Origin of the sequence: Limnoraphis robusta BA-68 BA1 (genome assembly GCF_034932365.1) — a bacterium.
Lineage (GTDB): Bacteria > Cyanobacteriota > Cyanobacteriia > Cyanobacteriales > Microcoleaceae > Capilliphycus > Capilliphycus robustus.
The window spans coordinates 1-13929 of record NZ_JAYGHR010000114.1 but is presented as its reverse complement, the minus strand read 5'-3'; the positions used below and the strand labels follow the sequence as shown (position 1 = coordinate 13929).

At 40.7% G+C, this 13929-nt stretch carries 8 protein-coding genes; 7 read left to right on the top strand and 1 reads right to left on the bottom strand.

The window, feature by feature from the left end; all coding sequences use genetic code 11:
* The first annotated feature begins 125 nt into the window (after positions 1–125).
* The 5 genes from VB836_RS30450 to VB836_RS29890 all read left to right on the top strand — a co-directional run bounded on the left by VB836_RS30450 (position 126) and on the right by VB836_RS29890 (position 9324).
* Positions 126–209: a DUF6932 family protein gene (locus VB836_RS30450; RefSeq protein WP_407659788.1), complete on the top strand. Its 84-nt coding sequence runs from the start codon at positions 126–128 to the stop codon at positions 207–209.
* 199 nt (positions 210–408) lie between these two features.
* Entirely contained in the window at positions 409–1914 is a 1506-nt protein-coding gene (locus VB836_RS29905) for a restriction endonuclease-related protein (protein ID WP_235441180.1), read from the top strand.
* Positions 1904–5314: a pPIWI_RE_Z domain-containing protein gene (locus tag VB836_RS29900; RefSeq protein WP_323225157.1), complete on the top strand. Its 3411-nt coding sequence runs from the start codon at positions 1904–1906 to the stop codon at positions 5312–5314. Before VB836_RS29905 ends, VB836_RS29900 begins: the two co-directional genes overlap by 11 nt.
* A gap of 2 nt (positions 5315–5316) precedes the next feature.
* Positions 5317–8490 carry an RNaseH domain-containing protein gene (locus tag VB836_RS29895; protein WP_323225155.1) on the top strand — a complete coding sequence of 1058 codons (3174 nt, stop codon included), beginning with the start codon at positions 5317–5319 and terminating at the stop codon, positions 8488–8490.
* A 408-nt stretch (positions 8491–8898) separates the two neighbouring features.
* A complete protein-coding gene (locus tag VB836_RS29890) occupies positions 8899–9324 on the top strand; it encodes a hypothetical protein (protein WP_046276529.1) in 426 nt (141 codons plus the stop codon).
* On the opposite strand, the gene VB836_RS29885 is transcribed toward VB836_RS29890, so the two are convergent.
* Positions 9321–9575, bottom strand: a complete 255-nt coding sequence (locus VB836_RS29885; protein WP_235441179.1) for a restriction endonuclease subunit R — start codon at positions 9573–9575, stop codon at positions 9321–9323. The genes VB836_RS29890 and VB836_RS29885 overlap by 4 nt on opposite strands.
* Positions 9576–9884: 309 nt before the next feature.
* Between VB836_RS29885 and VB836_RS29880 the strand changes: the two genes are divergently transcribed.
* Positions 9885–10496 carry a Uma2 family endonuclease gene (locus VB836_RS29880; protein ID WP_046276530.1) on the top strand — a complete coding sequence of 204 codons (612 nt, stop codon included), beginning with the start codon at positions 9885–9887 and terminating at the stop codon, positions 10494–10496.
* Positions 10497–10748: 252 nt separating this feature from the next.
* Positions 10749–13929: two-partner secretion domain-containing protein (locus VB836_RS29875; RefSeq protein ID WP_323225152.1), on the top strand; the 3181-nt coding region annotated here is incomplete at its 3' end.

The window sequence follows — 13929 nt, the reverse complement described above, 5'->3', positions numbered from 1 at the left end:
GGGGAGACTCACCCCTCTGGAGTAGGTTAGGAAACTAGCTTGCTGTAAGGGTTGTCAATGAATCAGTAATCCAAAGCCGTGAGGCTTGGAGAATCCCCTTTCTTTAGAAATGGGGAGTATGTCAAATCGACGGTAGCTTTGTTACCATTAAACCCGACCCCGGAGATTTTGATGCTTGTTGGGATACCGAAGATGTAGATATAAAATAACCCAATTTTGTGTCAGGTCTCTAACATCAGCTTAAAGCCTACCTATATCTTCACAGCCTTTTTGAAAGCTGAAACTGTTACCCTATATAGCTTACGGTTTGCTTGTTTGCCCCTGAACTCGAGTATTTTGAGTAATTCCTATTGACAAATTAATTTTACATTGTTTAATGTAAACATATATAGATGTCACAAGGGTTCCATGATGTACTTTGAGGACGTTCGTCAGTGGCAAGGAACTGCTGAGGTTCTGGCACAACAACTAAAACGACAGATTGAGCAGCTAGGGTTATCAGTGGAACCACCAGCAGTAAGAACTGTGCGATCGTGGAGATCCAAGCAACTTTTGTCACAACCTAAAAGCCAAGAATTTGGGTTTCGGCAAATTTTAGAAGGACTGGCAACAGCACTTTTGCTCAAGAAAGGCTGGACACTGGCGGCGATCGCTCAAGTTTTACCCTCATTCTCCGATCTAATCTTGGAGCAACAGATTATGGCTGAAGCTGATGGTCAAGACCCAAATTGGTCGCCAGCCCAAACAGCAGCATTACCATTACCAATAGGACACGCTAGCAGCCAGGATTTAGCAGAAGATGCTGTTGTCTTATTGGCACAGGGAATTGTGCGGCAATACACAAAAACTCTCAATCGAGAAATCGTGCGTCAGGATGATAGTATCCCTTCAGAACTTTACCGGGCGATGTGCAAATTGGGTCGCCTATATATCGAAGAAGGATTAAGCGATCGCGCCGCTTGCGTGCATACTGTTCTCGAAGGTAGTAGATCTCCTCTAGAAAAGTGGAATTTAGATATTTTTCGTCACCCAGATTTTCGCTTTCGCCAAGCAATTCTCATCGATCCAGACTTCAGAGTACCGACTTCAGATTGTGCAGAAATTGCTAATTCCAGAGGAACTTTTGGCGAAGATAATGCCATCGAACATCGCCTGCACGATCGCTTGCGCGAGGCAACGGAACGATTAGGAAGCCGTCGCAACAAAGCTTATACGGCTTTACGAGAATTATTGGGTCGGCGATCGCTCATTGGAGAACATCAGCTACTAGATTACTTAGTTGAAAAAGATTTAACCCCTTTGCAGGGGATGATTATTGATACTTTCTTTGATCGCGTCCCCGACATCTGGTTAATTGACGGGTATGCTCATCGGTGCGCCCATTGCGGTACATTGATGCGACCCTATCCCAATAAAAAACTTTTTAAAGATGGGCGATGCCCCATTCGCCAATGCCTGGGTCACGAATCCTCAAAAGCAAAATTTTCAGAGAAATTAGACCCAAATAAAGATTCCTTACTCGTTGCTAAACCGCAAATTTTAACCTATTGGACTGGACCTGCAATTGACGAAATAACTATTTTTGATATAGCTCAAAGTCAGGGACTTAATGCCGAACTTTATCCAGAATCAGACCAATGTGATATCGCAATTAATGGTCGCAACATCGGTATTGATGCCAAATCCTACAGCAGTCCTGTTTCTCTTGCCTTGCGCCTCAATCGTAGCATTGGAGGGCTAAGTTACTACCGCCGTCGCATCATCGCCGTTAGCGATCGCCTCATCGAGGATAACCCGTATTATCTCTCTACTCTCCATTCAACTCTCGATAAAAAGGGCGATCCTGCCACTCTTGAAATTTTGTCTGTTTCGCAAATTATTCAATTGCTAGAAGGAATGAAATATGAGAATTAAACAGGATTTTTGGACAGGCGTAGATCGGATCTGTTGGCTTTGCGTCTTGATGGAAGAATTTATTGGAATTAACTCCCTAGAGTTTGCTTCTTTAGTAATGTCAGGGATGGCTAGCATCCTCAATGCACCAGCATTAGAGAAATCCCGTCAAGCTATTTTCAATATGCGCCAAATTTCAGGAGCTTATGTAACAGAGCAATCAATTAAACACGCAGTTGCTATTTATAACGATCGCCACTACCGCAACAGAACACAGGGAAGCTATAAAATCAACTCAGAAACACTTCACTTTGAACGCACAGATCCCTTAGAAGATCCTTTAATTACCAAAGCGCGTAAAATTCTCAGCCAGCCTTTGACACACCAATTTTATAGTGCAACTTTTGCCGATGCTCGTCAGCCAATGGCAGTTGCTTTAGGTGAAGAAACAATAGCCACAAGAGTACCAATTAGTCCAATTGCAGTTCCGCTTGCTCAACGTCGTACCCATTCTCTCAACCGCTTACCGAAAGAAAAAATTTGCATTCCTCTTTCGGAACTATACAAGTTAGCTGTTGAGATGGACGAACGCGAAGCTAATTATCCCGAAAGAAGACAGGGAAATTGGGCAAATCGTTTTCAACATTTTTCACTAATGATGCCAGAAATTGGCAAGGGTTTGCGGGTAGAAAATGTCATCGAACTAGAAAATATTAAGCACTTAATTGGATTGCCTGGAGCGGGAAAAACAACCTTACTCGTATTGATAGCTATATGGCTGGGAAGAAGGGATTATAAAGCGATGTTTGTATTTCCCTCTATTGAAGTTGCAAGACAATACATGGCAACTCTGGCATTTCACGAAATCAAGGTAGGGATGCTAGTCGGTCAAAGCGATGGAACTCGTCGCCGACACGCTGATAATATTGCCGAAGCAATTGCAGCTTCAGGAGGTAATGGTGGCTTTGCTTATAGTCTAGAGCAAGCAGAAATTTTTGGTTTAAATTGCCTCTTACCTGCATTTTCAACTGCTGATACTTCCCTGTGGGGATTTGGTTATGCACCCTGCCAGGAAATTTTACAAAGCGGGGGTAAAAAAGGGGAGATGAAAAAGTGTCTTTGTCCGGTTTGGACAATGTGTGGTCGCAACAAAGCACCCCGCGATTTAATAGATGCTGATATTTGGGTGGGTCACGTTCTTTCAATGGATACAGAAGTTCCGCCTCATGCCATTCAAGAACGCATTCGTTATTTTGAATTGATTGCCCATACATTTGATGTTGTGGTTTTTGATGAAGCTGACATGGTGCAATCAACTCTTGATACTTATGGGGCAGCTACTTTAAGACTTTCAGGCGCAGAAGATTCCATCCATTTAGTCATTCAGGAACAGATTCATAATCGCTTTGCTCGGGGTGAAAATTATCGATTATTCGACCGTACTGTAGAACTTTATAGCCGCGATTTAGCTGAATTTGGCAATCATAATACAAGCTTGGTTTCTGCTGTTCAGAATATGTCTTCATTGCGAGTCAGCAAACGGTATGCAGATCAGTTATTAACTGTCTTAAGAATTGTGAGCGATTTATTAGATGGATTTGAGAAAACTTCTAGACGCGATCGCCTTGACGAACAGGAAGTCAAACAGGGATTTAGCAAAAGTCGAGCCTTAACTCAATTTTGGGAAACGGCAGCTTACCATGCTTTTTATGATCGCACTGGTATTGAATCCCATGATCGGCTCAACTTAGATTTGTGCGCTCAAACACTGGGAATAAATCCCGATACTCTTAAACAGCAATGGGAAACGCTGATTCGTCAGTTCTGTCGTTATTTAGCAGAAAATTTGCTCGAACGTCGCGATAATCTTATCAAAGAAATTGCCGAATTATTTTTACCTTTTTGTTTTAAAAATAGCACAGTATCAGCAGAACAGTATGATACAATTACCTTACTTGTTTGCGTCACATTCGTAATTTTAAGTTATCAGCGCATCGTTCCTGGAACGAGAACAATGGTAGCGGAAGGACTGATTAGGGAACCGATTGTTGAATCAACGGCAACACCTGAATTGCGAAAACTAATTTCTGAAAATATTTTGGGGTCTTTTTCGGGAGTAAAATATAGTTTAAAATCAGCACAAACGACTCGAACTCAAGCCCGAAATGTAGAACTTTCTTACATTACCTTTGTAGGTGCGCCTCGAATGTTAATGCACCGCTTTCACCGATTATTTGAGGCAGAGAGTGAAAGTAGAGGGCCAGCAATTTTAATGACTTCAGCTACGTCTTTTTTAGAAGCCAGTCCTGCTTATCATATCAATTGGGGGCCGCACTATTTGCTCAAACCACGTCAAACAGAACATGACCCCAAAAGAAGCGTTTATCGCTTCAAATGGTTGAGCGATCGCGAACGGGGCGATGAACCGCTTCGATATAGCGGTGCAGGGGAACTGCGCGATCGCAATTTAGAAAAAATGGTAGATGCGCTCGTGCGGGGGGGAACAACGAAATCGGAAATTTACAAATCCATTCGTAATTTTGACTTGCGAGAAGGTATTTACCGCAAAGCAGCTTTAATCGTAAATAGCTATGAACAAGCTCGCATGGTTAAAGAATTTATTAATAATTATCATCCAGATGTTGGTAAACGAACAAAAGCAATTGTTCGCTTCCTCAAAAGTGGAGATAAACCGACAGATTTTGTGACAACGGCTCAGTGCGAAGCTTTAGGAGATGATGAAACTTGTGATATTATAATTTTCCCAATGTTGGCGATCGGGCGAGGTGTGAATATTGTTTTCACCAAAGGAGATAGGAAACTTGAGGCAGCAATTGGCACGATTTATTTCCTGACTCGCCCGCATCCCACGACAGATGATATGCAGCTTTTGTATAGCCTAGCCGGAAAAGCAACCCAAGAATTTGACAGTCGAGTTTTTAATGAAAAAGACGATTTGGCAGCAATTTCTAATGCTTGGAAACAGTCGAGAAAACAACTCTGGAAAACCGCGAATCATCTTTTACGCGAACCTCTCATGGCTAGCCGTTTAGGTGAAGATTTATTCAAACCATTTACGGCTAATCAAATGGTAGCGATTTTACAAACAATCGGACGCGGAATGAGAAATGGGTGTCCGGTACAAGTTTATTTTGTCGATGCAGCTTGGGCGATTAAATCCACCCAAGATAAACCCGACTCTGGACGAGACAGTATGTTAGTTCAGATGCGAATTATTTTAGAAGAATGTGTCAAACATTCCGATCCAGTAATTCGAGAAATATATCAAGAACTTTACGGGGCATTTCTCGATCCATTGCGACGAGTTGAGGGTGTAGTTTACCCGGAAGATTTACGCAATTCTGAAGATGTGACAGACGACGAAGACGGTTTTGATGATTCACCTTTTTTGGAGATGTAACCATGAACGACGAAATTCTTAACCCAATTGAACTAGATGATGAGGAAGGAAATGAAGCCACTGTGGTTTCAGATACCCTTTATATTGCTCTAGCGAATAAAAGCCTGAAAAAGATTCCCTTAGCCTTTACTGTCCCAGATAATATTGAGCCAGTAATAGTTAAAGGCTTTACGTTAGCCTGGACAAATGCTGCTTTAAAAACTCTTGGGGACATTCAAAAAGCTACTGGCAAGGGTGATTCAGCTAGCAAGAATCTACCTTATACTTCGTTGCGAGGTTTGTTAGAAGTAGGACTTAATGATGTAGCGCGGATTCATTCAAATTTAGGTTTAAGTCAGTTTGATTTGAACAATAAAACTGTTACAGACCCAAGTCCATTTATCTATCTGAATGGAGGTAATCTAGAAGATGTTAGGAAAGCTTTGCGCCCAATCCTCAACGAGTGGATAACAGGTTTTATTAAACCTTTTGCTGAAAAAGCAGATGTTCCTTCAGAAGTTATTGAATGCTTGGAAGAGTTGTATGAGAAAGGAGAGTTGTTAAAAATTACTCCGTTGGAGTCTCAAGTTTTACCTTGGAAATGGAATAAAGATACAGGAACTACAAAACATAGCAACGATTATGACTATCGCGTGCTAGTAGATTATGTAGCGCGTGCAATTTCTGGAAAAGAGATTTTTCAGGGGTTAGGAACAATGAAGCGTGTTATTTCCAGTAGTGGTAGTTTCACGACTGGTATAGCAGAATTAATTACCAACCCGATAACTCTACCCGATCATACAGATAAATTCAGTCTGGTAATACGCTTTGAAGTAGTAACGTATCCTTCTTTACACCAGCCTTTGTTGAAAATTGATGTTTCTAAACGTCGCTGGTTTAGTTGTTTAAAGGCTGCACGTTTTAACTCTGGTAATCTTAGTGGTTTTGTCTTTTCTGAGGATTATCAAGACCGCGCCTTTAGCTACAAAGTGCTTTGTCACCAAGAAAAACAGGGTGAAAATAAAATTTGGCGTTGGACAATTGATAAAGATTTTGAAGCCTTGCGTCGTAAACTAAAACTTCCCATGAAAACGCCTGACGATCAAAATATTGATGGGGAACAAATTGCATTAGGTAAGGCTTCAACGGATAGCTGCAAAGTTATGCTAACTTACCGTAACGGACTACAAGAAGGAAAGCACAAAATTAATGTAGGTGTACCGGAGATTGATAAGTTAGAAGCGTTTGAAGCTATAACAAAAATCCTGGAACCCCTTGGTTTTAAACCCTTTGAAAATTACTCGTCAGTTAAATTAAAAAGAGGGGAAGGCCACAAATTAGACGATACAGCCTCTCGGATGATTAATTTGCCTACACTTCTAGGTGCTGCCTTAGAGATTATTGAAAAGGGTGAAGCTTCTAATTTTACTCCCAAATATCTCGAAAGCTTTGACGACGGGCAATTAAATAGACTACTGAATCAGTATTTTGACATCCAGTTAGACAATATCCTGGGAGGTAAAAAACACCTTAAGTTTACAAGTAAAACACTGTGTCAAGTAAAAGAACTCAAGGCTTTAATTCAGGAAAACCAAGAAGCGATGCGACGGCTATATCCTAACGAAAAACTGTTGTTACTTTTTGTCTTTTATGAAGAACAATTTCAAACAGAATTAAAACTGCTAAAAGCAATAATTAGCCTTCTTTGGGGTGGAGCGTTTGAACTGATAGCTCATCGTTTGCCAGCAAAGACTCATGGGCCAAGAGAATTATTAGATGGTGCAAAGTTGAAAGCCAAAGAGCGATCGCGTCACCGAATTGAAGCATGGGAACCCACTGTTAAACAACCTGATTTACGCAAGCAGCGAACTTTTTGCTTAGTAATGGCGCGGGACTTTTACGAAAACAATCGACCTGACGATCGCGTGAATAAACCTTCAACCCGTCAAGCATTAGCTAAGATCGCTGGTTCTTGTGTACAGTTTCTTCTACCGATTGAAACAATTAAAGAGAAACAACTTATCAAACTTGATAATTTCTTCTATCGAGTACAAGCTGCTTTAAAAGACTTACTTTCTGCTCATTCTGGTCGCATTGATGGTGTTAAAGAAAAGGTTGACAAATACCTAAAAGATATTCCAGCAGAAGCCAGACCAAAAGAAATTATTGGAATTACCATTGTTCGTAAACAAAGAGGTCGGAAACGCGGTTCTATTGAAAGCACATTCTTGCCAGTGGCGATGCGACTCAAGGTAGAGACAGGCGAGTGTGAGTTATGTTGTGCTTATGAGAAAGGGAATAGTTTACAAATCAGTCTTTGGAGTAAATTTTCCGATGCGATCGCCTTCATCTCCCAAATTTCCCCTGTGAAACTAGCTGATAAAAAAGAAGTGCGTCAAACTCGTTTCATGGAATTTGTTAAGCAGATTATTTCTAATTCAGTAGAAGAAGGAAATCAACCCTTAGTGATGATTGATTCTTCTAACTGCGTACAACTTTGGCCTTGGCTTGCCGATGCCAGGATAAATGCAAATGAAATGAACCTCGGTCAACAGCACGAATGGATGCAAGATGAGTGGCAAGGCGCACGTCTAGTTCGCATTCGCCAAGACCTCGCCCCAGGAATTATTGAGAAAAAAGTGAGAGAGTTAGCAGAAACTTCTTTGGAAGATACGCGAACAAAAGAAGAACTAACTACTACTCATACAATTGATTCAGCTTCTCCTGTAAATGGGTTATTTCGACTGACTATAAATAATCAAAAGGGTGAAACTAATCCAACAGGTTGTGTTGCTTATCTATCCGTAAGAAATAACAAGCCAGGAAAAAAACGTGGGCAAAGTTGCTATCAAAGAATAGATATAAACACTCCTGTTAAGAAAACTGATGGTTTAAAAGGCAAAGCTTATAACAAAGCTGGGTTAGAATTGCATAATCTTGGAACCTATCTTCCATTTACAGGTCAATGGCCAACTCCTAACCCCTTAGAAATTGTTGTTACATTGCGACAAAAAAATGATGATCCCGATCGCCTTGCTGCACTTGTAGAATCCCTACGTTATGGTTTCGGCCATTACAGTGATTGGTCGAGCTTACCCGCTCCGCTCTTTTTTGAGCGTGTTGTTCGAGACTATATTAGCGAATTTGCAATTGAAGATGAGGAAATGGAGACGGAACAGGATGATTTAGAGGAATAATGTAGCCTTCCTTGCCTAGAATCATTTTCAGCACCTTTAACGCTGAGAAAATGTCTAAGTCGGCGTAAAAATAGCGATCGCTAACATCACCCGCGATCGTAAAGACTGAAAGTTTTATACCTACAGGTTTTGAGCGTTTTTTTCTTCAAGGAGCCTTCTACTCAATCAACAGTCGCTCATCCAAATCCAGTTAGAAAGTTCCATAAGGGTTAATATGTCCCAAAATCAATGGTGTCAGCGCTCGTAAATCTTCTTTTTGCATTAGTTTTAAAGGTTGCAGATCGAAATCCTTCCCCCTTTGATACTACAAGCTGTAAAAATATAATACACCCCAAGTGTAATTCGCGTAGAACAAAAGTGTCTTTTTTGTGAAAAAATGAATATTTAGAACGCAACTTCAAAAGAGTAATGAGCATCCAATTGGGCGATGAAGATTCCCTTGCCCCCAATTTTACGGGCATGAGGATAGATCTTAAAGATTCCCAAAGTCTGAAGTTGATCGGACCCGTTCCTTTGACTGCTCATCCGGCTGGGGTCTATTTGGCATCGCTCAACGAGGGATCTGTACCAACGATGAAACACGCTCTCAATGCGATCGCCTCCCTTTTAACGGCCGGGGAGTGCGATGCGCTGACCCTGGACTGGTCGAATCGGTTTATTAAGACTTTACCTGTGTTGAGAAAGCCCGTAGCAGTTGAAGGAAAAATTAAAGCTCAGTTAAATCTATGCAATTTGGAATTTAAGGTTACGGGGCGCTATGACCGCTTGGATTATTTATATGAGAGTACAGCTAAAAACCAGCGTCCTTTACAATTGAGTTTAGGTTTGGATTAAATTTTTCCGCGCACAGTTGGATTTATTGAGTTGATAAGGGCGGCGGCTTGATCGAGTTCTCTGAGGGTTTTGTTAATTAGGGTGTCGTTAATGCCTCGCTGGGTGAGCCATTGGGTTAAATATTGGGCTTCTATATTGCGGTTATTTTCTCGGTCTTTCCAGTTTCCCAGATAAGTATAACCGAGTTGGTTTTGAAAGAGTTTAATAATGCGGTTTTGGGTTGATCGCTCAAGTTGTCCCACTTTAATCATAATTGATAATTGATAATTAACAATTGATAATTAGCTGCTATTTACCCTAATTTTAGCAAGACTCAGGATTGATTTTATATTTTTCAGTCTTTCAAGGTCGGGAGTTTGAGCAAGTTCTGCGTCTAAGGCTGCACTGGTGATAAGTTTCCACTGTCCGAATTCACATTGGTTTATAATAGTGAGGATTGCTTGAGTTTCTAAGGCGATTCATTGACAATTGACAATTGACAATTGATAATTAAATCAACCCCAAATATATCAGAATCCTATTCCCGATTCCCCATTCCAGATTTTCCATTCCCTTTTATTATGACTCAAACCATTACTAAACCTATCTCCTTTGATGAATTTGTTGCCTGGTATCCAGAAAATGCAACCTGCAACTATGAACTACACAACGGAAGGATTGTCGAAATGCCTTTAGGAACGGGAGCGCACTCTAATATTACAGGGTTTATTACGGGTGAAATCCATTTTGAAATCAGGCGGAGGCAATTGCCTTACTCTATCCCCGGTGATTGTTTGCTGAAACCGTTGGATTTGGTATCAGGTTATCAACCGGATGTGATTGTGTTGGATAAAGGGGAGTTAAGCAAAGAACCCCGTTGGCAAAAAGAGTCTATTATTTCGTTGGGGAGTTCGGTACGGTTAGTGGTGGAGGTGGTTAGCACAAACTGGCAGAATGATTATCTGAGAAAGGCGGGAGATTATGAGTTAATGGGGATACCAGAATATTGGATTGTAGATTATCTGGGTTTAGGTGGTCGGCGCTTTATTGGTGAACCGAAATCTCCGACGCTTTCGGTTTATACAATGGTTGATGGGGAGTATGAAGTGATGCAATTTCGAGGGGATGACAGAGTTGAGTCGTTGGCTTTTCCTGAGTTAGAGTTGACGGTTAAACAGATTTTTGATAATTGATAATCGACAATTTTAACCCGATTAATTAAGGCAGCAATAGAAGTTGAAGTCGTGTTTAACACAATATACCACTTGATTGAAACCAGAATTTTAAACTAAATTTAGTTACCAGTTTTAAAAACTATTGAAACTCAATTAAATTCTTTATGGAAAAATACTCCCAACCTCAACCTCAATATTTAGCAAACGATATTTTATAATAACAAAAATTGATTTGGATAAATTCAAGAATTTTAGTTTATAATCCAACTGATGCCTTCATCAATCCTTAATCGCTTTATTGATCAACTTATGGGTTCTCGTCTATCTACCTTTTCGGTTGTGGCGGCGGTAACAACAGTTTTTAGTCTGACTCCGTTGACAACTGTGGCACAAATTGTCCCCGATAACAGTTTGGGTAATGAAAATTCGGTGGTTACTCCTAATGTTAACATTCGCGGAATTAATAGCGATCGCATAGACGGGGGAGCGGTTCGCGGGTCTAACTTATTTCATAGTTTTCAAGAATTTAATATCAGAGAGGGACGGGGAGCCTACTTTTCAAATCCCGATAATATTATCAATATTCTAACTCGCGTTACCGGGGGGAATATCTCAGAAATCCTCGGAACGTTGGGAGTGTTGGGGAATGCTAACCTATTTTTAATTAATCCTGCGGGAATCGTCTTTGGGCCAAACGCAAGGTTAGATGTAGGCGGTTCATTCTTTGCCACAACAGCCGATGGAGTATTATTTGAAAATGGCTTTGAATTTGCAGCCAGTAACCCCGAAGCACCGCCATTATTAACGATAAATATGCCGTTGGGGTTGAACATTCGAGAAAATCCAGGCGCTATTGTTAATCAAACGTTACCACAACTCGTTCGGTTGGATGAAAGTCCGTTAAGAAATGATGCAGGATTTCTGATTCCACAAGGCTTAAACGTTCCCAGAAATCAAACCTTAGCATTAGTTGGGGGAGATGTATTATTTGATAATGGTGTTGCCATTTCTCCAGGGAGTCGAATTCAATTGGGGGGTTTATCTGAACCGGGAATTATTGAATTAACAAATGTAGGGGCGAATAGCAATACGCCCATTCTTCAATTTCCCGATAATATTCAACGGGGTAATGTTGCGTTAACCAATGAATCAGAAATTAACGTTCGTGGAAATGGGGGCGGAGACGTTAATATTAATGCGAGAAATGTTGAGATATCGGGTGATAGCGTTATTCGAGTGGGAATTGATGAAGGTTTAGGGTTTCTAGAAGCAAAAACTGGAGATATTAATATTAACGCTCAAGAAAATATTCTCCTAACAGGTGCAAGCAGTTCAATTACCAATAGAATAAATTTGGGTGGAACAGGTCTATCAGGAAACATCAACATCACAGCTAATTCACTCTCAATAAATGGTGGTGCTTTTATCAGCACTTCTATTTTAGGAAACGGAAACGCAGGGAATATAAATGTAAAAGCTGCATCCGTTGAAATTGCTGGTACTTCTCCTGATGGTGAATTTCCGAGTGCTTTGATTGCAGGTGGAAGTGAGACAGGTATTGGTAATGGAGGAAATATTACAATAGAAACAGGACAATTTAGATTAACAGAAGGCGGGGAAATTATAAACGGTAGTTTTGGACAAGGGAATGCGGGTTCAACCTCAATTTTTGCAACAGACTTAGTGGAACTATCAAATAGTAATATTTTGAGTGATGTTGGAGAAAATGCGGTTGGTAATGGAAGCGATCTTAAAATAGAAACAGGACAATTCCGATTAACAGAAGGAGCAAGAATTCAAAGCAGTACCTTTGGACAAGGAAATTCGGGTTCTATATCGATTTTTGCAACAGATTCGGTGGAGTTAGCAAATAGTGATATTTTCAGTGATGTTGGAGAAAACGCTGTGGGAGATGGAGGAAATATTAAAATTGAGGCACAGAACATTAACTTTTCAAATTCTATTGTAGAAGGCGAAACTTTGGGAACAGGTAATGTTGGAAATATTATTATTAATACAGGAACTTTGGTCGTTCGAGATGGTACTGATATTCAGCTTGATGTTAGCCCAGAAGCAACAGGATCAACGGGGAATATAATCGTTAACGCTTCCGAGTCTGTAGACATAATAGGAGTTTCACCGACTGGTCTTATAAGTCGAATCAACACCCGGACACTTGGTAGTGGTAATGCAGGAAGCGTTATTATCAATACTCCTAGATTAGCCCTTCGGAATGGAGGTACTATCTTTGCGAATACCTTCAACACCGGACAAGCAGGAGATGTGATTATTAATGCTTCAGAATCCGTTGAAGTCAGTGGAGGAAGCCCCATTCAATCTGATCTAGATTCTGTTGAATTTGTTCTAGAACCTTCCTTTGATCCTGAAGATATAAATGTGATTTCTAGCGATATATCAACAAGAAGTTCTCGTGGAGAAGGAAGGGCAGGAAGCGTTTTCATCACGACAAATAAACTCACAATTCGAGAGGGAGGAGAGATTGAAACTTCTGTTTCAGGAAGGGGAAGTTCGGGTTTGGTAGAAGTCAAAGCCAATGAAGTGGAGATAACGGGACAGTTGAATATTGATGGACGCTCCTCAAGAAGTAGCTTAGATGTTTTTACAAATGGTGAAGGAACCGCAGGAACTCTTAATTTAGAAACCGGACGATTAACCGTTCGAGATGGAGGTCGTATATCAGTAACCAGTGGAAACGGCAGTAGCGCTGGCTCTATCAATATTCAAGCTTCTATTGTTGAATTAATTGGAGATGGAAGATTTCCCAGTGAAAATGGAGAGATAATATTTCCCAGTCAAATTGCTGTAACAACAGGTAGAACGGAAGAAACATCTCTTAATACAGAATTTAGCGGTACTAGCGTGGGAAGTATCACACTCGAAGCAGACCAATTAAGAATTCTCAACGGAGCAGAGATATCAACTTTTACAGGAGATGTCGGCAGTTCGGGTTCAATTGATATTCGCGCAAATAGTATCGAAATTAGCGGTAGAGGAACTCGAACGATTACCTTATCAACTGGAGAAACCGCAATAGGTAGTCAAATTTTTGCTCTAGCTAGTAACGGAGGCAACACCGGAGATATTTCAATTACCACACAGAGATTAGTCGGAATTGATAGAGCATCAATTAACACTAATAGTTTGGGAACGGGTTCTTCAGGTTCAATTAGTATACAAGCTCAAGAGGTGTTATTTGATAATCAAGTTAATATTTCGAGTGGAACGTTTGGTGCGGGTAATGGAGGAAATATTACCATTGAAACGGAACAACTTAGAGTTCAGAATAATTCTACAATTTCTTCGGGAATTAGTTTACCCATTGAATCGGAAATTACTACTGTTGAAATTCCGCCAAGTCGCCGAGGAGGAACGGTCTTCATTAAAGCCTCGGAATCAGTTGTCCTTGACGGGGAAAGAACATCAATTAACG